Raw genomic sequence first — 20971 nt, 5'->3', positions numbered from 1 at the left:
CCGGCTACAGGATCGCCCTGGCGCGCAGCGCGGCGATCTCCTCGGCCGTCATGCCCAGCAGGCCGGACAGCACCTCCTGCGTATGTTCGCCCAGCACGGGCGGCGCGATACGATAGGTCGGCGGCGTCGCGCTGAGCTTCACCGGGTTGGCAATGACCTTCACGGTCGCGCCGGAGCCGTGCTGCATCTCGAGCGTCATCTGCCGCGCCTGCACATGCGGGTCGGCAAACACGTCGGCCAGCGTGTTGATCGGGCCGCAGCCGATCTTCTGCGCTTCCAGCGCATCGACCCATTCGGTGGTGGTGCGCGTCTTCATCACGGGCGTGAGGGTGGCGGTCACCAGGTCGCGGTTCGCCACGCGCTTCGGGTTCGTCGAGAAGCGTTCGTCGGCCAACAGGTGGTCCTGCCCGAAGGCCTTGCAGAAGCGTTCGAAGGTCGGGTCGTTGCCGACCGCGAGGATGATGTAGCCGTCCTTGGTCGGGAATTCCTGGTAGGGGCTGATGTTCGGGTGCTGGTTGCCCAGCCGCGCCGGGTTCTCGCCGGTGGACAGGTAGTTCATGCCCTGGTTGGCCAGCCAGGCCACATGCGTGTCCAGCATGCCGATGTCGATCTGCTGCCCCTGCCCGGTCGCGGTGCGGTGGTTCAGCGCGGCCAGGATGCCGATGCAGCCATACAGCCCGGCGAACAAATCCGCGACCGGCACGCCGACCTTCTGCGGGGAGCCGTTCGGTTCGCCGGTCAGCGACATGACGCCGCCCATCGCCTGGATCAGCGCGTCATAGCCCGGGCGCGGCGCATAGGGGCCGGTCTGCCCGAAGCCGGTGATCGAGCAATAGATCAGCCGCGGATACTTCTTCGAGAGCTGTTCCCAGCCCAGCCCGTATTTCGCCAGCGCGCCGACCTTGAAGTTCTCCACCAGGATGTCGGTGGATTCCAGCAGGCGGTGCAGGATCGCCTGCGCCTCCGGCTTGGCCATGTCCAGCGTGACCGACTTCTTGTTGCGGTTCACGCCGAGGAAGTAGGCGGATTCCTTCGTCTCGGGCCAGAACGGGGGGGCGAAGCCGCGGGTGTCGTCGCCGGCCTCGGGGCGCTCGATCTTGATCACCTCGGCACCCAGGTCGCCCAGCATCTGCGTGCAGGTCGGCCCGGCCAGGACGCGGGTGAGGTCGAGGACGCGAAGACCCGTGAGCGGGCCGGCGGGGCTGGTCATGCGGAACTCCCTTGGCTCGCGGGCAGGCTTAGTCGCGGCGTATCGATGCGGCAACCCGGCGTGGCGCGCGGTCGGGGCTGTTCCGCTGCGCGGCCGCTTCATGGCAGGCTGCCCGCAAGAACCGGAGGAGACACGCGCATGACCTTCCACCGCCGCCAGGCGCTGGCCGCCGCGCTCGCGCTGTCGCCCGCCGCCGCGCTCGCCCAGGCGCCGGCCGGGCGGGCGATCACGCTGGTGGTGCCCTTTGCGCCGGGCGGGACCACGGATATCGGCGCGCGCCTGGTCGCCGCGCGCCTCGGCGCGCATCTCGGCGGCCAGGCCGTGGTGGTGGAGAATCGCGCCGGCGCCGGCGGCGCCACCGCCGCCGACCATGTCCGCCGCCAGCCCGCCGATGGCGCCACCCTGCTGATCGGCACGGCGTCGACCCATGCGGTGAACCCGGCGCTGTTCACCGACCTGCCCTATGACCCGATCCGCGACTTCGCGCCTGTCGCGCTGCTGGGCGTGACCGGCTTCGTGCTGGTGGTGCCGGCGGCGGCGGGAATTGCCGACATGGCCGCGCTGGTCGCGCGGCTGAAGGCCGAACCGGGGCGGCACAACTACGCCTCCGCCGGGGTGGGATCGATGCCGCATCTGGCGGGCGAATGGTTCGCCACGGGGGCCGGCGTGCGGGTCGAACACGTCGCCTATCGCGGCGGCGGGCCGGCGCTGCAGGCGCTGCTCACGGGCGAGGTCACCTACATGGTCGAATCCGCGCCCACCGTGGCGGGTGCGATCGCCGATGGCAGGCTGCGGGCGCTCGCGCGGGCCAGCCTGCGCCGGTCCGGCCCGCAGGCGGACCTGCCCGCCATCGCCGAACTGGGCATCCCCGGCTTCGATGCCGAGACCTGGATCCTGGCCTTCGCGCCCGCCGGCACCCCGGCGCCGGTGGTCGCGCGGCTCAACGCCGCCTTCAATGCCGCGCTGGCCGAGGCCGAGCTGGTCCGCCGCCTGGCCGAGGTCGGCACCATCGCCGTGCCGGACAGCACGCCCGAGACGACCGCGACCTTCGTGCGCAACGAAGGCGATCGCTGGCGTCGCGTCGTGGCCGAGACGGGCGTGCGGATCACGCGGCAATAGCCGGGCCCGGCGGTTCCCTCGCGGCGCCGCCGGGTCTATTGCTGCCCGCCCGAACGAGACCGCCGAGGAGCGCCCGAATGCTCGACCGCCCGCACCCCACCCCCGCCGCGCCCTCCACCGACCCCTTCGCGCTGGCCCGCGCGCTGTCCGGCGTTCATTTCATCGGCGGCGCCTATGTGCCCGCGCGCTCGGGCAAGACCTTCGCCGTGGTGAACCCGGCGACCGGCGCCGAGGTGGCGCGTGCCGCCGAGGGCGACGCGGCCGACGTGGATGCCGCCGTGCAGGACGCCGCGCGCGCGCAGAAGGATTGGGCGAAGGTGCCCGCCCGCAAGCGCGGCGCCCTGGTGCATCAATGCGCCCAGCTGCTGAAGCAGCATGTCGACGAGCTCGGCCGCCTGATCGCGCTCGAGACCGGCAAGGCGCTGCGCACCGAATCCCGCGTCGAGGCCGGCGTCGTCGCCGATGTCTTCGAATTCTTCGGCGGGCTGGGGTCCGAACTGAAGGGCGAGAGCGTCCCCTTCGACCCGAAGATGCTCTCGGTCACCATCCGCGAACCCCTCGGCGTGGTCGGCGCGATCATCCCGTGGAACGTGCCCATGCTGCTGATGGCGCTGAAGGTCGCGCCCGCGCTGGTCGCCGGCAATGCCGTGGTGGTGAAGTCGGCCGAGGAAGCCCCCCTCGCGGTGCTGCGCATCTGCGAGATCATGAACCGCATCCTGCCGCCAGGCGTGTTCAACATGGTGAGCGGCTTCGGCCCCGACTGCGGCGCGCCGCTGGTCGAACACCGGCTGGTGCGGAAAGTCACCTTCACCGGCTCCGTCGAGACCGGCAAGATCGTCGCCCGCGCCGCCGCCGAGAAGCTGATCCCGGTCACGCTGGAACTCGGCGGCAAGTCGCCCATGATCGTCTTCGCCGATTGCGACTTCGACAAGACCGTGTCCGGGGCGCTGACCTCGATGCGCTTCACCCGCCAGGGCCAATCCTGCACGGCGGCGTCGCGCATCTATGTCGAGCGCCCGATCTTCGATCGCTTCGTCAAGGCGATGACGGATGCGGTGAACGCCATGGTCATGGGCGACCCGCTGGATGAGAAGACCGACATCGGCACGATCGTCTCCGAAGGCCAGCTGGAGAAGGTGCGCGGCTTCATCGCCGAGGGCACCGCGACGCCCGGTGCGACCGCGCATGTCTGTTCCGCCATGCCGAGCGACCCGGCGCTGAAGAAGGGCCTGTTCATCCAGCCCGTGATCTTCACCGGCCTGACCGGCGAAAGCCGCCTGGTGCGCGAGGAAATCTTCGGCCCCGTCACCGTCATGCAGCCCTTCGACGACGCCGAATCCGTGCTGGCCGAGGCGAATGATTCCGACTACGGCCTGGCTGCCAGCCTGTGGACGAACAACCTGAAGGTGGGCCTGGATCTCGCGCATCGGCTGGAAGCGGGCCTGGTGCAGATCAACCAGAACCTGGTGGTGCAGGCGAACCTGTCCTATGGCGGCGTGAAGTCGTCGGGACTGGGCAAGGAGGCCAGCCTTGAGGCGATGCTCGAGCACTTCACGCACAAGAAAACCATCATGGTGAACATGGCGTGATGCGCGCCCCGCGCCCGCGCCGCGCCGCGTTCGGGCGCGCGGCCCTCCTCGCCCTGCTGGTCGCCGGCTGCGCCGCCGAACCGCCGCCGGCCGACCCGACTCCCCCCGCGCCACCGCCGCCGGTGGGCTGGCAGCCGATCCCGGCACTCAACACCAGCGGGGATATCGTCAGCGGCTATGTCCAGACCCGCGGCCTGCTCGCCAGCGGGCGGGTGCGCCGCGCCTGGATCCTGCTCAACCTGCGCGAGCCCATCCCGATCCCCGAGACCGGCGGCCGCGCGCAATCGGTGCGCTTCGTGGGCGAATACCGCTGCGCCGAACGGCAATGGCGCCCGATCGAGGGCGCCTGGTTCGCCCGCCAGAACGCGGTCGACCCGGTACATGCCGAACGCCCGCGCGGCACCGCCTTCCGCCCGGCCGAACCCGCCACGCTCGGCGGGTCGTTCCTGGATGCCGCCTGCGGGCTTTAGGGCAGGTCGCGTTCAGATGGACTCATCTGAACGCGCGAAGATGCTCTGAAAACAACGGGCTGGAGCAGATCCCGAAGTCCTGCGGGCTGCGGCGGGCAGAAGCGGCTTGACGCGCGTGAACCGCCGGCATCAGCGGAACGGGATGCCGATCTGCGGCGTGGCTTGGGGCGCGTCGCCGCCGCCGATCTCGAGGTTGGTGCCCGGCGTGGGCGTGCCGGCGGCGGAGGCGGCATAGGGGTCGGCGTCGCGCGCGCGGTCGCGCCGCGCATCCTGGCCAAGCGCGCGGTCGAGGCGGCGGGCGGCCTGTTCCTCCGGCGTGCCGGCGGCGGCGGGGGTGGCGGGCTGCGGGACATAGGTGACGGGGATGGGCGCTTCCTGCGCGCAGGCGGCGCAGAGCAGGAGCGCGGGCAGGAGGAGGCAGCGCATGGGGCGGGTGAGTCTCGTGGTCATGGGCGGGACCGTAGCGCGTGGCGGGCGCGGGCGGAATCGGGGAAGTGGCGGGGGTTGCCCGGGCTGGACGACGGAGCCGCCCGGCTGGCGCATGGCTGGCGCGGCGCGCGGGGCGGCCCAGGATGCGCTCCATGCAAAGCCCGAGGCCATCACGCGCGTCACCGTGAAGAAGTGGGGCAACAGCGCCGCGGTCCGCATCCCGGGTTCGGTGATGGTGGCGGCGCGCGTTTCGCTCGACCAGGCGGTGGAGGTGCGCGCGGAGGACCGGCGTTCAGAATACTCATGAATCCGATATCAATATAACATTCTAGGCTGCGTGGACAAACTTGATCCAGTGCCTGATGGCGGCGAGCAGGACGAAGCCGACGAAGCTGTTGGCGGTGTGGTCGTATCGGGTGGCAATACGTCGGCTGTTCTTCAGGCGGTTGATGAAGCGCTCGATGCGGTTGCGCAGCGCGTAGAGCGCGCGGTTGACGGAATGCTGCACGCGTCGGTTCTTCTTTGTGGGGATCTCGGGCATGCCGCCCCGAATGCGCACGTCGTCGCGGATCGCATCGCTGTCGTAGCCGCGGTCAGCCAGCAGCACATCGGGATCGCAGTCGTGCGCGGCCATCAGGTCGGAATAGACGGTGCTGTCGTGGGCTTCGCCTGGGGTCAGCAGGACAGCGACCGGAAGACCCTGAGCGTTGGTTCGAAGGTGGATTTTGGTCGAGAAGCCGCCGCGCGAGCGGCCAAGAGCCTGGTTTTGAGTCCCCCCCTTGCGCCGGCGGCGCAGTGGTGCGCCCGGACGATGGTGCTGTCGATCATCTGCAGCGCCGCATCGCCGCCACCCGCGCTCAACGCGTCGAGCATCGCGTCCCACAGCCCGCTCGCCGTCCAGCGACGAAACTGCCGGTGCACCGAGTTCCAGTTGCCCAGCGCGTCGGGCAGATCACGCCAAGGCGCGCCGGTCCGCGTGATCCAGAAAATCGCGTCCAGCACACGCCGATGGTCGACGGGTGGACGACCGCCCCGGGCACCGCTCTCAATCACGAAGGGCGCGAAGAACGCCCACTCCTCGTCGGTCAGAAGGCCTCGGATCACCACTGGTCTCCCACAGGAAGACCAGCTTCGAATCACATCAAACCGCGTCGGGGGAATCCCCCTCGTGCAGTTTGTCCACGCGGCCTAGAAAGCGGCGTATCGAATATCATTCCAGCAACGATTGGTATTTGTTCTATCTCCGCACAATCGACGTTGCTTTTCTTGGCGACAAGATAAACACTCGAATCGCCGGCCTTGATGGCAACGACGGATCAATGAATAAAAACGGAAGCTGAACACCTTCGAGTGAGCCTTCGGGACCGGCACCGAATGAAGGTCAGCGGCTGTCATCACTGGGATCAGCATCGAACGGCGCACTCGGGCGCCTGACGAGGCCAAGCGCTGGCTGCCGCAAGCCGACTGAACCGTTTCGCGGTTCATCTCATGAATCCTTGGCACACGAAAAAAAGGAATCATTGCCTATTTCAGTGTCCCATGCCACCCTCCCGCCATGCCCCACGCCCTCCCCCTCACTGACCTCCAATTCCACGCCCTCCTCCCCTACATCCTCCCCCGCTCCCCCGCCGGCCGCCAGATCGGCGACCTCCGCACCCGCATGGACGCCATATTCCTCGTGGCGTCCGGCACCGGCCCCTGGTGCGACCTGCCCGACCGCTTCGGCCGCCCCGCCACCGTCTCGCGCTACTTCCGCCGCCTCACCCATGCCGGCCTGTGGGAGAAACTGCTCCTCGCCATCAAGGACAACCATCCCAACCACCCGCTGAACCAGATCGCGCCGCTCATCTTCCGCGCCTGCCGCCGCGCCGCGCGCATCCTGGGCCTGGCCTTCATCGCCCTGGTCCGCCGCCTGCGCCTGCCCCAGGCCCTGCCAGGCCCGCCCGACAAGGTCGCCGACCCCGATTTGTCCGAAACCCTGCGCGCGCGCCTCAGCCTGCCGCCCGCGGATGCGCTCTGGGCCGCCCCGCTGGACGCCTGCCGCGCCCTGCTGCGCGACATGCGCGGCCTGCACCGCCGCGCCGGAGGCCTCAAATACCTCCGCCGCGCCCTCCGCCTGGGCTGGTCGTGACCCCCGCCCGCGCCGCCGCCCTGCTCCGCCCCGCGCCAGCGCCCAGCGCGCGCGGCGGCGCCCCCGCGCGCGCCCTATTCCGCCGCCTGCCCCGGCGCCCACACCGCCGGCGCCTCGCTGCCCACCTGGCCGGTGATGCGCCCATAGGCCTCCGGCCGCCGATGCTTCGCGAAGTTGAAGATGGTCGTGCGCCCCAGTTCGCACATGCCGAGGTCGGCCTCCGCCACGATCAGCTCATCCCCCCAGGAGGTCGCCTGCGCCATGATCTCCCCTTGCGGGTTGACGATGATGGAATGGCCGAACAGCTCGTGCCCATCCTCCGTCCCCGCCTTGGCCGTGGCCACCGCGAAGCAGGCATTCTGGTAGCAGCCCGCCTGGATGGTCAGGTGCGAATGGAACACCCGCAGGTGGTGCGCCTCGAACCCCCGGTTATCCATGTTCAGGCTGGGCGTGTTGTAGCCGAGCATCACCAGCTCGACCTGCTGCAACCCCATCACGCGCCAGGCTTCCGGCCAGCGGCGATCGTTGCAGATCATCATCCCCACATTCACGTCCTGCCCCGCCACCGGCGCGCGCACCACGGGGAAACCCAGGTTGCCGACTTCGAAGAACCGCTTCTCCAGGTGCTGGACGCGGCGGATCGGGTCGTATTCGGCATGCCCGGGCAGATGCACCTTGCGGTACTTCAGCATGATGTCGCCGCCCGGGCTGACGAAGGCCGCGGTGTTGTACCGGTGCCCGTCCGGCGTCTTCTCCGCATAGCCCAGGTGGAAGGCGATCCCGTACTTGCGCGCCGCCTCGAAGATCGGCGCGGTCTCGTTGGATGGCAGCGCGCTCTCGTACCAATGGTCGGCCTGCGCGATATCCTCCTCGTACCAGCGCGGGAAGAAGGTGGTCAGCGCCAGTTCGGGAAACACCACCACCTGCGCGCCCATGCGGTGCGCCTTCTCCATCAGCCGCACCATCCGCCCGACCGCGACATCGCGCCCCTCCGCCTTCTGGATCGGGCCGAGTTGCGCGGCGGCGAGGACAAGCGATCGGGTCATGGCGGTGGCGCTCCGGCGGGTCGGTTCCCTACCAGGGTTCCCGATGCCGCGCCCGACGACAACCCCGCCCGCGCCGCCGCGCTGAAGCGCCGGGACGCGCAGGACTGACGTGCCGGCCCTTGCTCCTTGAAGCTGTGAATCCGCCCCCGTCCACCGCCGCGACGCAGCGCGGCGCGCGCTGCGCTCAGCGCGGCTCGATGACCGCCGCCCCGTGCTTCAGCCGCGCCCGCGCCGCGGCGGCGGCCAGCGCCTCCTCCCAGGCTTCGAGCATCAGCTCAGACAGGTCGTTCGCCGCCGCGCGCGTGGTCGTGATGCCCAGCGTCTCGCCGCTTCGGCTCACCACGCGGAAATGGCCGGTCTGCTCGTCCTCGACCACCTCGATCATGGCGCGATGCCCAGTTCGCGCGCCTTGATCTGCAGCGCCAGCACCTTGGAGTAGATGCGGCACTGCGCCAGGCCGCCGGCATGGAACCACAGCCCGTCCTGGCCGGTCGGGCGCCACATGCCGGCGAGTTCTCCCTCCGGGTCCCAGCCCCAGACCTGGCCGACGCGATCGCCCACCGCATCGCCCAGCAGCCGGCGTGCCGCCTGCGCCTGGCCCTCGTAGCCGGTCGCCAGCACCAGCAGGTCGGCCGGCACGATGGACCCGTCCTTCATCCGCGCGCCCTCGGCCACGAAGCGGTCGATGTCGGCGAACTGCATGAGCCCGACGCGCCCATCGATGATCATCTGCGAACAGCCGGCATCGAAGTAGTACCCGCCGCCGCGCTGCGCATACATCATCTGCCAGCCGGTATCGTCCTGCCCGAAGGTCAGGCGGAAGCCGCGCTGGCGCAGCCCTTCCAGCAATGCCGCATCGGCCGCGCTGGTCATCTCGGTCATGCGCTGGTGGCCGCGCTTGTAGACCGGATAGGGAAACGACGTGGCCAGCAGGTCCTTGTCCTCGAAGGCGATATCCTCGTCGTACAGCGCATAGGGCGCCTGCGCTTCCTTCAGGCTGACCACCAGCGACGGCCGGTTCTGGATGATGGCCACGCTGGCCGCGCCCGACACCGCCAGGTCCTGCGCGGTGTCGTGGCCCGATGTCCCGGTGCCCAGCACCAGCGCCCGCTTGCCGGCCCAGTCCAGCCCGCTGCCCATCGCGGAGGAATGCCGCACCGCGCCGGCGAAGTCCTTCAGCCCCGGCAGGTCGGGCATCCGCGGCGTCGTGCTGGTGCCATTCGCCATCACGATGTGGCGCGGGCGCATGGTGCGCGTGGAGCCATCGGCGCGCCGCAGCGTGACGGACCAGCAGCGCGCCGCTTCGTCCCACGACCCGCCGGTGAGTTCCGTGCCGGTCCAGACGTTCAGCTCCATCGCCTCGGCGTACAGCTCGAACCAGTTCGCCAGCATGTCCTTCGGGATGAAGACCGGGAAGGATTTCGGGAAGGGCATGTAGGGCAGGTGATTGACGCGCGTTTCGTTGTGCAGCGTCAGCGCATGGTAGCGGCGCCGCCAGGAATCGCCGATGCGCGCCTCGCGATCCACCACCAGCGTATCGACGCCGAGCAAGCCCAGTCGCGCCGCCACCGACAGCCCCGCCTGCGCGGCGCCCACCACCAGCACGGCTGGGTCGCGGTCGTCATAGGCCACCGCGCGGCGCCGCCGGTCGAGCCAGTTCTCCCCGCCGAAATTGCGCTTCCAGTCCACATCCTGCCAGCGGCGGCCCTCGGCGGGGTCCTCGTGGCCATGGATCTCGGCGAGCGCCGTCATCAGTGTCCAGGCGCGCGGCGTGCCATCCATGGTCACCAGGCGGATCACGCCGGTGCAGGGGCCGGTCGCGGTCTCGAAGGCGAAGATCGCCTCGATGCAGTCGGTGCCGGCGCGGCTGACGCGGCGCGGGGCGGTGCGCCCGGGCGCCAGCGCGAAGCCGCGCGGGCGGGCCGTCGCGGCGCCGGCCAGCAGCCCGGCCGCGATGGCCTCGGCACCGGACGTCGTCCGCAGGTCCCAGCCGAAGCCAAGGATGTCGCGCCAATGGCACTCGGCGGCGAACAGCGCCGCCAGGCCGACCGGGTCGCCGGCATCCAGCGCCTCCGCGAAGTCCCGCAGCCAGCCATCCGCCGCCGCCTCCAGCGATGTGCCGGTCACGATGCCGTCCATGGTGCCATCTCCTCCGCGCCCCGCCTGCGCGGGTGGGGCGAGTGTGCGGTCCGGCCCCGGGCAGGGCAAGCGGGCTGCGCCGCGCCGCCGCCTGGTCCATCATGCGCGGGCATGTGGGACCCCCTGTCGATCCTCGGCATGCTGGCCGGGCTGCTCTGCGCCGCGGGCGCGGCCGCCACGCTGCACCGCCTGGCGGCGGAGGCGGTGCTGGACCGGATGCTCGCCGCGCTGGGCGATCCTGGCGCGGCGGCCGAGCGCCGCCGCAGCCGGTGGCGGATGCTGGGCGGCGTGCTGGGGCTGTTCGCCGGCATCGCGCTGTTGGCGTTGTCGCGCTGGACGCCGCTCGCCTTCGCCCTGGCGGCGCTGGGCGTGCTGGTGGCGACGCCCGGCGCCACGCTGCGCGGCGGCCTGCTGGTCCTGGCGGTGGGCGTGCTGGTCTGGCGGCTCGATCAGGGCGGGCTGTGGCGCCACTGGGTCGAGCCGGCGCTGCTCGAACTGGGCGTGCTGGCGGGCATTGCCGCGATGGTCTCGGCGGTGCTGCTGCGCCACGCCGCGTGGCGGCCGCCCGCGGTGCCGGTCGTGCCGACGGAGCGGATGACGCCGCTACGCCTGGTCCCGGCCTACCGCCAGTCGCCGCTGCGCCGTGCCGATGCGGACGAACCGGTCGATGCGGCGACGCTCGGGCTCGGGGCTGGGCTGGTCGCGCGCATCGCGGCCTGGGATGCCGGCTTCCAGCCGTGGTTCGACAATGACGACCGCGGGGTGATCCGCTTCCCCGACCTCGCGACGGAGCAGGCCTGGTTCGCCGAGGGCTGCGCCATCGCCGGCGCGATCCAGCGCGATTGGGGCGGCGCGGTGCGCAACGACCTGTCGGGCCTCGATACGCTGGAACAGCACGCACGCCGCGGGCTGGACGCCGGCGCGCCGATGCCCCTCGCCGAGGCCATCGCCATGGCGCCGCGCTGCGGCGTGGCCGAGATCCGGGAGGCCTTCCAGCGCCTCGATATCCTGGCGCTGTCGGTTGACCAGGCAATGCCGGACGACCTGGCGGCGCTGGAGCACGAGGCGCGCTTCCTGTCGCTCGTGCTGGCGCATGTCGCGCCGCGCTACGGGCCGGAGGTCGAGGCCGGCCTGGCGACGGCGCACACCGACGTCCGCGCCTGGGTGGCCGAGGTCACGCCGGCGGCAGGGCGCCCACCTGGTCGATGATCGGCCGGTACCATTGCGGGCGGCGGTGGGCGGCGAAGTTGAACATCTTCTCCTTGCCCTGGCGGCAGGCGTCGAAGTCGATGTCGGCGACGATCACCTCGTCGCCCAGCGTGCTTGCCTGCGCCACCACCTGGCCATTCGGGTCGATGATGCAGGACCCGCCGATCAGGCCGGAGCCGTCCTCGTCGCCGGCCTTGGCGACCGACACCGCCCAGGTCGCGTTCATGTAGGCATTGGCCTGCACCGCCATGGTGGAATGGAAGGTGCGCAGGTCGGCGCTTTCCGTCGTGCCGCCCATCGGGTCGTAGGCGGCGGAGTTGTAGCCGATCAGCATCAGCTCGATGCCCTGCAACCCGTACACGCGCCAGCCTTCCGGCCAGCGGCGGTCGTTGCAGATCAGCATGCCCAGCACCGGGCGGCCCCAGGACTCTGGGCCACGGAAGGCGGGGAAGCCCATGTCGCCATATTCGAAGTAGCGCTTCTCAAGCTGCTGGAAGCGATCGCCGACGCGCGGTTCGACCGTGCCGGGCAGGTGGATCTTGCGGTACTTGCCGAGCACCGCGCCGTCCGGCCCCGTGGTGATGGCGCTGTTGAAGCGCTGCCCCGCCGGCGTGAGTTCCGCGTAGCCGACATACATCCCCACGCCCAGCGCGCGCGCGCGGTCGAACAGCGCCTGGGTCTGCGGCGAGGGCATGGCGCGGTCGAAGTAGGTGTCGAGCTCCTGCGTGGACTCGATCAGCCAGCGCGGGAAGAAGGTGGTGAAGGGCAGTTCGGGGAAGACCACCAGCTTCGCCCCCTGCGCCGCGGCATCCTCCAGCAGCGCCATCATCCGCGCGAGGATCGCCGCGCGGCTGTCGGACTTCTGGTTGCCGCCCATCTGGGCGCCGGCGATGCGAAGGGTGCGGGACCTCAAGATTGCCGTCTCCTGGCGATGAAGCGAAGCGCGAGATAGGCGCCGAGCGTGACCGCGACGGCAAGGCCCGCGACGCCGATCCAATCCCCGGCATCGGCGGGCCAGGGGCCGGTCAGCAAACGGGCGACGGCAGCGCCGACGCCGCCGGCGATGCAGATGGGCAGTGGCGACGCCTGGGCCATGGCGCGATCTCCGGAGCCAGGCGGCATGGTCCTCCAGCACCGCGCGCGGCGCAACATCGCGCTCGCGGGTCCGACCGCATGCGCCTGCCCGCGCCACGGCGCTGCCCGCAACGCCTGCCTAGCGCCAGAGGTCGCGTACATCCTGCAGCGTGCCGCCGAAGGCGCGCCAGACCAGCACGGAGCCCAGGCAGAAGCCGCTGCCGGCGACCAGGCCGGGCAGCCCCTCGCGCAGGCCGGCCTGGGCCGCGAGGCTCGCGCCCAGCAACCCGAGCACCAGCCCAGCGCCGACCGCGAGCGCCGCCTGGCCGAAGCCGGGCTTGTCGCGTGGCGGCGGCGCGGCGGGGCCGGTGCGCGAGGGCCGCGGCGGGCGCTTCACCCAGTGCCGCGGCGGGCGGTCATTCTTCCCCGACATAGGTCCCGTTGTGCTGCCGTGGCACGAAGCGCCCCGCACCTGGCTGCGCCAGCACCGCCCTGCCGTCCCAGATGCAGGCGCCGCGCAGATACGTGGCAGCCACGCGCGCCGAGACGCGCCGCCCGTCATAGGGCGACCAGCGGGCATCCTCGTCGTCCTGGATGTCCTTCGCGTCGAAGGTGAAGTCGCCGGTCTCCAGCACCACGAAGTCGGCGTCCGAGCCCACGCGGATCGCGCCCTTCTTGGGGAACAGCCCATGGAACTTCGCCGGCCGCTCGGCGCAGTATTGCGCCATCAGCGTCACCGGCATCGAGCGTTCGCTCAGCAGCGTGTACATCAGCGGCGCGAAGGACTGCATGCCCGTGAGGCCCGCACCGACGCTGAAGATGTCGCCCTTGTAGACCTTGCGGTCATAGGGCCAGGGCGCATGGTCGGTGGAGACATAGGCGATCTTGCCCGCCGCGAAGGCCTCCCACATGCGGTTCACTTCATCCTGCGTGCGGAAGGGCGGGTTGCACTTGCCGAAGCCTTCGAGGCGGATGATGTCCTCCTCGGTCATGCACAAATACTGGATGCAGGCCTCGCCGGAGGCCTTGCCGCCCATGCGGCGGAACACCTCGGCGATCTCGAAGCCGCGCGCCAGCGAGGAATGGGCGATGTGGACGTGGGCGCCGGTTTCCAGCCCGATCTCGAAGATCTCCAGGTCCGCCATGGTCTCGCACAGCGGCGGGCGGGTGCGGCAGTGCCAGATCGGCTGGGTGTGGCCGGCGGCCTTGGCTTCCTCGGTCAGGCGGACGACGATCTCCTGGTCCTCGTTGTGGATCGCGACCATCAGGTTGGTCTTCGCGATCTCGCGGAAGGCCGCGACCATGGTCGGGTGGTCGATGCGCGGGAAGCGCACCGGGTCGTACTCATAGGTCGAGAGCTTGAAGGAACACACGCCGGCTTCCGCCATGCCGGCGATGGCGTCGATGCCGCCGTCCTTCCGGATGGTGCCGTACAGCGCCATATCCACGTGCGACAGCGCGTTCACCTGCTCGATCTTCTCGGCCAGGATCGAGGCATCCGTCACCGGCCGCGGCACGTCATAGGGCATGTCGACGCAGGTGGTGACACCGCCGGCGGCCGCCGTGCGCGACGCGCCGCGGATACCCGGCCACCCGCGCGAGGACGCTGTGTGCATGTGCCCGTCCACCAGCCCGGGCAGCACGAACTTGCCGGTGAAGTCCACGCTGTCCTTGGCGGGCGGGGTTGGCCCCTCGCCGATCGCGGCGATCGTCTCGCCGCGGATCGCGACATAGCCGTCGCGCAGCACCCGGTCGGACAGGACGATGTCGCCGCGGATGACACGGTCGAAGGGGGTGGCGTCGGACATGCGGCAGGCTCCCGGGGGTATCGCGCGCCGGACGCTACCGCCTGGCGCGCGACATGCCCACCCCGGGCGGGCTTGCCGGGCGCGCCGGGCCGCACGACCATCGGTGCATGGACACGCCCGCCGCGCGCCTGCGCGCCCGCCTCGACACCGCCCGCCCCGCCATCGCCATGTCGGCGCACAATGCACTCAGCGCGAAGCTCGCCGCCGAGGCCGGCTTCGATGCCATCTGGGGCAGCGGGTTCGAACTCTCGGCCGCCCATGCAGTGCCCGATGCGTCCATCCTGTCCTGGGAGACGCACCTGGCCGCGATGCGCGCCATGGTCGAGGTGCAGTCCGCGCCGGTGGTGGCCGACATCGACACCGGCGGCGGCAATGCGGTGTCGGTCGCCTACCTGGTGCCGCGCTACGCCGCCGCCGGCGTCGCCGCCGTGGTGATCGAGGACAAGACCTTCCCCAAGGATTCCTCGCTGCGCCCCGGCGGCCGGCAGGCGCTGGTGCCGGTCGCGGAATTCCAGGGCAAGATCGAAGCGGCGCGCATCGCGGACGGCCCGCTGGTCATCGCCCGGACCGAGGCGCTGATCGCTGGGCTCGGGCAGGAGGAGGCGCTGAAGCGCGGCGCCGCCTATGCCGAGGCCGGCGCCGATGCCGTGCTGATCCATTCCAAGCAGACCACGCCCGACGAGATCATCGCCTTCTGCCGGGCCTGGCCGGGCCAGGTGCCGCTGGTGGTGGTGCCGACCGCCTATCCGCAAGTGTCCTTCGCCGAGGTCGCGGCGCTGGGGAAGGTTGGCCTGATCATCTGCGGCAACCACGCGATCCGCGCCGCGGTGGCGGCGATGCGCGAGACCTTCGCGGCGATCCTGGCCGAGGGCGGCATCGCCGGCGTGGAAGCACGCATCGCCAGCGTCGCCGACATCTTCGCGCTGCAGGGCGATGGCGCGATGCGGGAGATCGAGGCGCGGTTCCTGCGCTGAGGGGCGCGCGATGGCCTGGCGCATCCTGGTGGTGGCGGGCGGTGTGGGCGTGGCGACGCTCGGCATCGCGCTGCTGGCGGCGGCGGTGGACTGGCTCGGCTCCGGGCAGGGCGTCGGGCGTGTGGCGCTGCATGTCGGGCTGGCGGCCGCGGGGGTCGCGCTGTTCGTGCGCGGGCTTGCTTTCCGGCGTGGCGGGCAGCGGCGGCAGGCGGCGCTCGCGATGGGCCTGCTGGTCGCGGTCACGCTGCCCTATGCCGCGGTGCTCGCGACCGCGGTCTATCTGTTCGCGCTGGCGGGGGAGCGGTTCTGACCCGGCGGCGGGCCGGCGGATTGGACGACCGCGCGCGACGGGCGCACAAGACCGGCGAAAAATCCTGCCGAGGAGGAAGGCGCCATGAAGCTCCATCCCGTGAAGGTCCATCCCTCCAGGGCGCTGCTGCCGCGCGAGGACCAGCTGGCCTGGAAGATGGCTGGGGTCGCGGTCGACAAGGTGGCGGTCGCGCGCGACGTCCAGGAGATGATCGTCAACCGCGTGATCGACAATGCCGGCGTGGCGATCGCCGCGATCAACCGCCGCGCGGTGGTCTCGGCGCGCGACATGGCGCGGGCGCATGCGAAGAAGGCGGGCGGCGCGCCGGTGATGGGGCTGCGCGCCGGCGCCACCGTCTCGCCCGAATGGGCGGCCTGGGCGAATGGGACGGCGGTGCGTGAGCTCGACATGCACGACACCTTCCTGGCCGCCGATTATTCCCACCCGGGCGACAACATCCCGCCGATCCTCGCGGTGGCGCAGGCGATGGGGAAGTCCGGGCGCGACCTGGTCCGCGGCATCGCCACCGGCTACGAACTGCATGTCGACCTGGTGCGGTCGATCTGCCTGCACGAGCACAAGGTCGACCACATCGCCCATTTGTGCCCGGCCTCGGCGGCGGGGATCGGCACGCTGCTCGGCCTGAAGCAGGACGTGGTGTACCAGGCGATCCAGCAGGCGCTGCATACGTCGGTCACCTTCCGCCAGTCGCGCAAGGGGGAGATCAGTTCCTGGAAGGCCTATGCCCCCGCCCATGCCGGCAAGCTGGCGGTCGAGGCGGTCGATCGCTGCATGCGCGGCGAGGGCGCGCCCTCACCTATATATGAGGGCGAGGACAGCGTGATCGCCTGGGTGCTGTCGGGCCGGTCGAACCGCCAGGACGTGTACGGGCCGGTCTACTACCAGGTGCCGCTGCCCGAACCGGGCGAAGCGAAGCGCGCGATCATGGCGACCTACACCAAGGAACATTCGGCCGAATACCAGTCGCAGGCGCTGATCGACCTGGCCTTCCGGATGCGCGAGCGGATCGCCGATGTCGGGGAGATCGCGCGGGTGGTGATCCACACCTCCCACCACACGCACAACGTGATCGGCACCGGGGCGAACGACCCGCAGAAGATGGACCCGGCGGCGTCCCGCGAGACGCTCGACCATTCCATCATGTACAGCTTCGCGGTCGCGCTGCAGGACGGGCGCTGGCATCACGCGGACAGCTACGCGCCGAAGCGCGCGCGGCGGGCGGATACCGTGCGGCTGTGGCACCGGATCGAGACGCGCGAGGATCCCGAATGGACCCGCCGCTACCATGCCAAGGACCCGGACGAGCTCGCCTTCGGCGGACGGGTGGAGATCACCTTCCGGGATGGCTCGACCCTGGTGGATGAGCTGGGTGTCGCGAACGCCCACCCGAACGGCGCGCGCCCCTTCGCGCGCGAGGACTACATCCGCAAGTTCCGGACGCTGACCGAGGGCATCCTGCCGGCGCGCGAGGCCAACCGCTTCCTGGAGGTGGCGCAGGAGCTGCCGCGGCTGAAGGCGGGCGAGCTCGGCGCGCTGAATGTCGCGCTGCCGGCGGGCGGGCTGCGCACCGGCAAGCCCGGCATCTTCTGAGGGCGCGATGGGGCGCGCGGCGTGGCGCAGGGCGGCGGCGGCCGCCGGCATACCAGCCCCGGCCCGCCCGCACTTGTTAAACGCCCGCGCGGCCGCTGGTATGGCGCCGATGGCGCGCGCAGCCGCCACGCAGCCCTGCACGCACATGCGTCCGGCCACCAGGCCGGGCGCATGACGACAACAGCGAAGGAAGCGAGACCACCCCCATGAGCGACACCCCCGACATCAAGAAGGGCCTGGTCGGCGTCTATGCCGATGTCTCCACCGTCTCGAAGGTCATGCCCGAGACCAACTCCCTGACCTATCGCGGCTATCCGGTGCAGGACCTGTGCGAGAACGCGTCCTTCGACGAGACCGCCTACCTGCTGTGGCACGGCGAATTGCCCAGCCAGGGGCAGCTGAACGCCTTCCGCACCCAGGAGAAGGCGAACCGCGTCCTGTCCCCGGCGCTGCTGCGGGTGCTGGCGGAATTCCCGCGCGACGCGCACCCGATGGATGCGATCCGCACCGCGGTGTCGTTCATGGGCATGGAGGATCCGGAGGCGTCGGACATCTCGGATGCCGCGCAGCGGCGCAAGGCGATGCGGCTGCTGGCCAAGATCCCGACCGCGGTGGCGGCCGCCAACCGGCTGTCGAAGGGCCTGGCGCCGATCGCCCCCGACCAGGGCCTGCCCTTCTGCGAGAATTTCTTCCACATGGTGTTCGGGCGCGTGCCGCAGCCGGAGGTCATCAAGGCCTTCGACGTCTCGATGATCCTGTATGCCGAGCACACCTTCAACGCCTCGACCTACACGGCGCGGCTGGTCACGTCGTCGATGTCGGACATGCATGCGGCGATCACGGCCGCGATCGGCAGCCTCAAGGGTCCGCTGCATGGCGGGGCGAACGAGGCGGTGATGCACATGCTCAAGGAGATCCCCTCCCCCGATGTGGCGGAAGCCTGGCTGCGCGATCGCTTCGACCACAAGGCGCTGGTGATGGGCTTCGGGCACCGCGTCTACAAGACCGGCGACTCGCGCGTGCCCACCATGAAGAAATACGCCGAGGTGATGGCCCGGGTGGTCGGCGATGAACGGTGGATGAAGACATCGGCCGTGCTGGCGCAGGTGATGCTGGCGGAGAAGAACATCCACCCAAACCTCGATTTCCCGGCCGGGCCTGCCTACTACCTGATGGGCTTCGACATCCCGATGTTCACGCCGATCTTCGTGTGTTCGCGCATCACCGGCTGGGCGGCGCATGTGCTGGAACAGGGGGCGGACAACCGGCTGATCCGCCCGCTGTCGCACTACACGGGCGTGGCGGAGCGCGCGGTGGTGCCGCTGGCGTCGCGCGGATAGCGCGCGGGTAGCGCGCGGGATCGACGCGCGGGTAGCGCGCGGGATCGGCGCGCGGGTAGCGCGCGGGATCGACGCGCGGGTAGCGCGCCAACTCCGCGCGGGTAGCGCGCTGTCGGGACGCGCACATGCGCGCGTCCCGCTGCCACGATCGCGCCACGATGCGCGACGCCGCACGCGACGCGCGGCGCAAAAGCGCGACGCGCACGCAACACCGATGAGCGCGATGAACCACGACGCGCATTTTGCGCGCGTGCATGTGCGGATTCTGTTGACACACATATTGCGCGTGCAGATAGCGTGGTGTGCGCGCGAATCATCTTGTGCGATTCGTCGAATTGGTTCTGCGCCGCGCGACTCATCGACGCGGCAACGTGCAGTGAAACCGGACGACGCATCGATGGGTTGAAACGCCGCAGCAGGGAAGGACGGTCCATGGACCGCAGGCTCATCGGACAGGCGGCGCACCACTCCGCCGATCCGTCACCGCCAGCCGGCACCGCCACGGTGCACGGCCTGGACGGCCGAGACGTCGGAGGCAGCGCGCGGCGGAACGCCACCGCACGTCGCACCGGCGCCTGCGTCATGGGGCTCACCGCACGGGAACGACGGCGCGCGACGGGATCCGCGCGCTTCGCATCCGCCCGCACCCATCTGCTGTACCCCCCGGGGCCTGCGCGCCGATGCGCGACGTCCCCGCTTCACCGGAACGCATGGAGACACGACGCATCATGACCGACATCATCGAGACCACCGACGCCGAGGGCGCCGAGCCGCGCGCCCAGGCGATGGCGATGGCCGCCGCGAAGAAGAAGGCGCCCGCCAAGAAGAAGCCGGCGGCGAAGAAGCCCGCCGCGAAGAAGGCCGCCGCCAAGAAGCCGGCTGCCAAGAAGGCCGCGCCGAAGAAGGCCGCAGCCAAGAAGAAGCCGGCCGCCAAGAAGGCCGCTCCGAAGAAGGCCGCTGCCAAGAAGCCGGCCGCCAAGAAGGCCGCTCCGAAGAAGGCCGCTGCCAAGAAGGCCGCGCCGAAGAAGGCCGCCGCCAAGAAGAAGCCGGCTGCCAAGAAGGCCGCGCCGAAGAAGGCCGCTGCCAAGAAGCCGGCCGCCAAGAAGGCCGCTCCGAAGAAGGCCGCCGCCGCCAAGAAGCCTGCCGTGAAGTCCGGCGCCCGTTCGGAGGCCGCGAAGAAGGCCGCCGCCACCCGCGCCGCGAAGAAGGCCGCTGCCGCCGCTGCCGCTGCCGCGCCGTCGAACGACACGCCCGCGAGCTGACGACAGCGCCGATCCCGGCGTCGGGGCGCCGTCCGCGTGAGCGGGCGGCGCCCCAATCGCTTCCAGGCCCCTGATGATCATCGCCACCCTGCCGCCGGACCGACGCCATCGCCTGGCACCGCTGCTCGAAGCCTATGCCGCCGAGATGCGCCACACGCTCGCCGGATCGCGCCCCGCATCCGGCCAGGCCGCCGCCGCGCTGCTCGCCGCCGATCCGCGCGCCGAGGTGCTGGCCGCGTCCGAAGGCGCCGACATCATCGCCTTCGCCATCGTCTTCGACCTGCCCGAGGCGGTCTTCGCGCGGCGCTGCGGCGCGCTCGACGACCTGTTCGTGCGGGCCGATCGCCGCGGCCAGGGCATCGCGCGCGCGATGATCGCGGCACTGGTCGCGCTGGGGCGCGAACGCGGCTGGTCGCACCTGCGCTGGATCGTGCCCGAGGCCGACCGCGGCGCCATCGCGCTGTACGAGCGCATCGCCGAGCGTGCGGACTGGCGTTCCTATGTCATCCGCCTCGATCCCGAGGCATCGCTGTAGCCTGCCCATGCAAGGGAGCGAGGCCATGACCACCTACATCCATCACCGCATTGCCTGCGCGCCGCGCCGCTGGCGCGAAGCCGCCGACATGCTGGCGCGCAATGCCGCGGCACTGGCGCCCACGGGCGGGGCGCTCTACGGCCTCTGGCGCAGCCAGATCGGCCGTCCGCGCGACGAGGTGGTGGCGATCACCGCCTGGTCCTCGGCCGTCACGGCCGGCACGGCGGAGGCGCTGCTGCTCGGCACGCACGAGGGCATCGAGGCGGCATCGAGCCTTGCCATGCACCCGACGCTGCGCCCGCACCAAGCCACCCCGCCGGCGCGCCAGGGCAACTACGCCTTCCGCTGGTTCGTGACACCCGAGCAGCACTGGGAGGCCTTCCTCGCGCTCTGTGCCGAGGGCTGGCCGGGCTTCGAGGCGGCCTATGATTCGCAGGTCATCGGCCTGTGGCGCTGCACGCAGGATCGCACCGGTGCCGCGGGCGCGGATCTCCTGCCGCCCGTCCCGCCGGGCGCGATCGCGAGCCTGCTGCTGACGCGCCGGCCCGACCTGGCGATGTGGGAGCGTTCGAAGCTGCCGCAGGGGGAGAGCGAGACGGCGGTGCGCGATGCGCTCAGCCGCCGCTACGACCTGTGCGACTGGACGGTGGTCTGCACCACGACGCTGCTGACCGCCGCGGATCGCGCGGATCACGCGCGCTGGGCATGAGGGCGG

General features: G+C 70.9%; 23 protein-coding genes. 13 read left to right on the top strand and 10 right to left on the bottom strand.

Features of this window, described 5'->3' with window-relative positions:
- Positions 1-4: 4 nt before the first annotated feature.
- Complete coding sequence (locus LQ222_RS02020; protein WP_230164144.1) at positions 5-1210, bottom strand: CaiB/BaiF CoA-transferase family protein; 1206 nt, start codon at positions 1208-1210, stop codon at positions 5-7.
- A 138-nt stretch (positions 1211-1348) separates the two neighbouring features.
- On the opposite strand from LQ222_RS02020, the gene LQ222_RS02015 reads away from it, so the two are divergent.
- The 3 genes from LQ222_RS02015 to LQ222_RS02005 all read left to right on the top strand — a co-directional run bounded on the left by LQ222_RS02015 (position 1349) and on the right by LQ222_RS02005 (position 4388).
- Complete coding sequence (locus LQ222_RS02015) at positions 1349-2329, top strand: tripartite tricarboxylate transporter substrate-binding protein (protein WP_230164143.1); 981 nt, start codon at positions 1349-1351, stop codon at positions 2327-2329.
- Between the two features lie 77 nt (positions 2330-2406).
- On the top strand, positions 2407-3918 hold the full coding sequence (locus tag LQ222_RS02010) for an aldehyde dehydrogenase family protein (protein WP_230164142.1): 1512 nt from the start codon (positions 2407-2409) through the stop codon (positions 3916-3918).
- Complete coding sequence (locus tag LQ222_RS02005) at positions 3918-4388, top strand: surface-adhesin E family protein (RefSeq protein WP_230164141.1); 471 nt, start codon at positions 3918-3920, stop codon at positions 4386-4388. The genes LQ222_RS02010 and LQ222_RS02005 overlap by 1 nt, the downstream gene beginning before the upstream one ends.
- A gap of 129 nt (positions 4389-4517) precedes the next feature.
- Here LQ222_RS02005 and LQ222_RS02000 read toward each other — a convergent pair whose 3' ends face one another.
- The gene (locus LQ222_RS02000) at positions 4518-4814 is read right to left on the bottom strand and encodes a hypothetical protein (RefSeq protein ID WP_230164140.1); all 297 of its coding nucleotides are present in this window, start codon (positions 4812-4814) and stop codon (positions 4518-4520) included.
- A 115-nt stretch (positions 4815-4929) separates the two neighbouring features.
- Here LQ222_RS02000 and LQ222_RS01995 point away from each other — a divergent pair, with 115 nt between their 5' ends.
- Positions 4930-5124 carry a hypothetical protein gene (locus tag LQ222_RS01995; RefSeq protein ID WP_230164139.1) on the top strand — a complete coding sequence of 65 codons (195 nt, stop codon included), beginning with the start codon at positions 4930-4932 and terminating at the stop codon, positions 5122-5124.
- Between the two features lie 21 nt (positions 5125-5145).
- On the opposite strand, the gene LQ222_RS01990 is transcribed toward LQ222_RS01995, so the two are convergent.
- A protein-coding gene (locus LQ222_RS01990; RefSeq protein WP_230164137.1) for an IS5 family transposase occupies positions 5146-5924 on the bottom strand; the annotation gives its coding sequence in 2 pieces (ribosomal slippage) (positions 5146-5594 and positions 5594-5924; 780 coding nt in all).
- A gap of 448 nt (positions 5925-6372) precedes the next feature.
- Here LQ222_RS01990 and LQ222_RS01985 point away from each other — a divergent pair.
- Positions 6373-6948 (top strand): transposase, encoded by a 576-nt coding sequence (locus LQ222_RS01985; protein ID WP_230164136.1) that lies wholly within the window; start codon positions 6373-6375, stop codon positions 6946-6948.
- Between the two features lie 74 nt (positions 6949-7022).
- Here the strand turns inward: LQ222_RS01985 and LQ222_RS01980 are convergent, their stop codons facing one another.
- From LQ222_RS01980 to LQ222_RS01970, 3 genes are all read right to left on the bottom strand, one after another.
- Positions 7023-7994 carry an N-carbamoyl-D-amino-acid hydrolase gene (locus tag LQ222_RS01980; RefSeq protein WP_230164135.1) on the bottom strand — a complete coding sequence of 324 codons (972 nt, stop codon included), beginning with the start codon at positions 7992-7994 and terminating at the stop codon, positions 7023-7025.
- A gap of 184 nt (positions 7995-8178) precedes the next feature.
- Positions 8179-8379 carry a hypothetical protein gene (locus tag LQ222_RS01975; protein ID WP_230164134.1) on the bottom strand — a complete coding sequence of 67 codons (201 nt, stop codon included), beginning with the start codon at positions 8377-8379 and terminating at the stop codon, positions 8179-8181.
- Positions 8376-10133 (bottom strand): NAD(P)/FAD-dependent oxidoreductase, encoded by a 1758-nt coding sequence (locus tag LQ222_RS01970; RefSeq protein ID WP_230164133.1) that lies wholly within the window; start codon positions 10131-10133, stop codon positions 8376-8378. Before LQ222_RS01970 ends, LQ222_RS01975 begins: the two co-directional genes overlap by 4 nt.
- A gap of 111 nt (positions 10134-10244) precedes the next feature.
- Here LQ222_RS01970 and LQ222_RS01965 point away from each other — a divergent pair, with 111 nt between their 5' ends.
- Positions 10245-11342 carry a hypothetical protein gene (locus LQ222_RS01965; RefSeq protein WP_230164132.1) on the top strand — a complete coding sequence of 366 codons (1098 nt, stop codon included), beginning with the start codon at positions 10245-10247 and terminating at the stop codon, positions 11340-11342.
- Here the strand turns inward: LQ222_RS01965 and LQ222_RS01960 are convergent.
- The 4 genes from LQ222_RS01960 to LQ222_RS01945 form a co-directional block, all read right to left on the bottom strand.
- Positions 11308-12255 (bottom strand): N-carbamoyl-D-amino-acid hydrolase, encoded by a 948-nt coding sequence (locus tag LQ222_RS01960; RefSeq protein ID WP_230164131.1) that lies wholly within the window; start codon positions 12253-12255, stop codon positions 11308-11310. The two genes, LQ222_RS01965 and LQ222_RS01960, sit on opposite strands and share 35 nt — an antisense overlap.
- Entirely contained in the window at positions 12252-12437 is a 186-nt protein-coding gene (locus LQ222_RS01955; protein ID WP_230164129.1) for a hypothetical protein, read from the bottom strand. The genes LQ222_RS01960 and LQ222_RS01955 overlap by 4 nt, the downstream gene beginning before the upstream one ends.
- Before the next feature lie 118 nt (positions 12438-12555).
- Entirely contained in the window at positions 12556-12849 is a 294-nt protein-coding gene (locus LQ222_RS01950) for a hypothetical protein (RefSeq protein WP_230164128.1), read from the bottom strand.
- A complete protein-coding gene (locus LQ222_RS01945; protein ID WP_230164127.1) occupies positions 12833-14224 on the bottom strand; it encodes a dihydroorotase family protein in 1392 nt (463 codons plus the stop codon). The genes LQ222_RS01950 and LQ222_RS01945 overlap by 17 nt, the downstream gene beginning before the upstream one ends.
- 107 nt (positions 14225-14331) lie before the next feature.
- On the opposite strand from LQ222_RS01945, the gene LQ222_RS01940 reads away from it, so the two are divergent.
- From LQ222_RS01940 to LQ222_RS01910, 7 genes are all read left to right on the top strand, one after another.
- A complete protein-coding gene (locus LQ222_RS01940; RefSeq protein WP_230164126.1) occupies positions 14332-15198 on the top strand; it encodes a phosphonopyruvate hydrolase in 867 nt (288 codons plus the stop codon).
- Positions 15199-15208: 10 nt separating this feature from the next.
- Complete coding sequence (locus LQ222_RS01935) at positions 15209-15508, top strand: hypothetical protein (protein ID WP_230164125.1); 300 nt, start codon at positions 15209-15211, stop codon at positions 15506-15508.
- A gap of 84 nt (positions 15509-15592) precedes the next feature.
- Positions 15593-17119 carry an MmgE/PrpD family protein gene (locus tag LQ222_RS01930; protein WP_230164124.1) on the top strand — a complete coding sequence of 509 codons (1527 nt, stop codon included), beginning with the start codon at positions 15593-15595 and terminating at the stop codon, positions 17117-17119.
- A 206-nt stretch (positions 17120-17325) separates the two neighbouring features.
- Positions 17326-18459, top strand: coding sequence for a bifunctional 2-methylcitrate synthase/citrate synthase (locus LQ222_RS01925; protein WP_230164122.1), 1134 nt, complete (start codon positions 17326-17328; stop codon positions 18457-18459).
- Positions 18460-19187: 728 nt separating this feature from the next.
- Positions 19188-19721: a hypothetical protein gene (locus tag LQ222_RS01920; protein WP_230164120.1), complete on the top strand. Its 534-nt coding sequence runs from the start codon at positions 19188-19190 to the stop codon at positions 19719-19721.
- A gap of 73 nt (positions 19722-19794) precedes the next feature.
- A complete protein-coding gene (locus LQ222_RS01915) occupies positions 19795-20256 on the top strand; it encodes a GNAT family N-acetyltransferase (protein WP_230164118.1) in 462 nt (153 codons plus the stop codon).
- A gap of 25 nt (positions 20257-20281) precedes the next feature.
- The gene (locus LQ222_RS01910) at positions 20282-20965 is read left to right on the top strand and encodes a hypothetical protein (RefSeq protein ID WP_230164117.1); all 684 of its coding nucleotides are present in this window, start codon (positions 20282-20284) and stop codon (positions 20963-20965) included.
- Positions 20966-20971: the final 6 nt, after the last annotated feature.

The sequence above is a fragment of the Roseomonas sp. CECT 9278 genome, from assembly GCF_918698155.1.
In the GTDB taxonomy this organism is placed as follows: Bacteria; Pseudomonadota; Alphaproteobacteria; order Acetobacterales; family Acetobacteraceae; genus Neoroseomonas.
This window is presented reverse-complemented; position numbering and strand designations above follow the sequence as displayed.

Coding starts and splice junctions, on each gene's coding strand:
- LQ222_RS02005 (WP_230164141.1), top strand. CDS start 3,918: ATGCGCGCCCCGCGCCCGCGCCGCGCCGCGTTCGGGCGCGCGGCCCTC.
- LQ222_RS02000 (WP_230164140.1), bottom strand. CDS start 4,814: ATGCGCTGCCTCCTCCTGCCCGCGCTCCTGCTCTGCGCCGCCTGCGCG.
- LQ222_RS01985 (WP_230164136.1), top strand. CDS start 6,373: ATGCCCCACGCCCTCCCCCTCACTGACCTCCAATTCCACGCCCTCCTC.
- LQ222_RS01915 (WP_230164118.1), top strand. CDS start 19,795: ATGATCATCGCCACCCTGCCGCCGGACCGACGCCATCGCCTGGCACCG.
- LQ222_RS01955 (WP_230164129.1), bottom strand. CDS start 12,437: ATGGCCCAGGCGTCGCCACTGCCCATCTGCATCGCCGGCGGCGTCGGC.
- LQ222_RS02010 (WP_230164142.1), top strand. CDS start 2,407: ATGCTCGACCGCCCGCACCCCACCCCCGCCGCGCCCTCCACCGACCCC.
- LQ222_RS02015 (WP_230164143.1), top strand. CDS start 1,349: ATGACCTTCCACCGCCGCCAGGCGCTGGCCGCCGCGCTCGCGCTGTCG.
- LQ222_RS01925 (WP_230164122.1), top strand. CDS start 17,326: ATGAGCGACACCCCCGACATCAAGAAGGGCCTGGTCGGCGTCTATGCC.
- LQ222_RS01940 (WP_230164126.1), top strand. CDS start 14,332: ATGGACACGCCCGCCGCGCGCCTGCGCGCCCGCCTCGACACCGCCCGC.
- LQ222_RS01910 (WP_230164117.1), top strand. CDS start 20,282: ATGACCACCTACATCCATCACCGCATTGCCTGCGCGCCGCGCCGCTGG.
- LQ222_RS01945 (WP_230164127.1), bottom strand. CDS start 14,224: ATGTCCGACGCCACCCCCTTCGACCGTGTCATCCGCGGCGACATCGTC.
- LQ222_RS01970 (WP_230164133.1), bottom strand. CDS start 10,133: ATGGACGGCATCGTGACCGGCACATCGCTGGAGGCGGCGGCGGATGGC.
- LQ222_RS01920 (WP_230164120.1), top strand. CDS start 19,188: ATGACCGACATCATCGAGACCACCGACGCCGAGGGCGCCGAGCCGCGC.
- LQ222_RS01935 (WP_230164125.1), top strand. CDS start 15,209: ATGGCCTGGCGCATCCTGGTGGTGGCGGGCGGTGTGGGCGTGGCGACG.
- LQ222_RS01930 (WP_230164124.1), top strand. CDS start 15,593: ATGAAGCTCCATCCCGTGAAGGTCCATCCCTCCAGGGCGCTGCTGCCG.
- LQ222_RS01980 (WP_230164135.1), bottom strand. CDS start 7,994: ATGACCCGATCGCTTGTCCTCGCCGCCGCGCAACTCGGCCCGATCCAG.
- LQ222_RS02020 (WP_230164144.1), bottom strand. CDS start 1,210: ATGACCAGCCCCGCCGGCCCGCTCACGGGTCTTCGCGTCCTCGACCTC.
- LQ222_RS01975 (WP_230164134.1), bottom strand. CDS start 8,379: ATGATCGAGGTGGTCGAGGACGAGCAGACCGGCCATTTCCGCGTGGTG.
- LQ222_RS01995 (WP_230164139.1), top strand. CDS start 4,930: ATGGCTGGCGCGGCGCGCGGGGCGGCCCAGGATGCGCTCCATGCAAAG.
- LQ222_RS01950 (WP_230164128.1), bottom strand. CDS start 12,849: ATGTCGGGGAAGAATGACCGCCCGCCGCGGCACTGGGTGAAGCGCCCG.
- LQ222_RS01965 (WP_230164132.1), top strand. CDS start 10,245: ATGTGGGACCCCCTGTCGATCCTCGGCATGCTGGCCGGGCTGCTCTGC.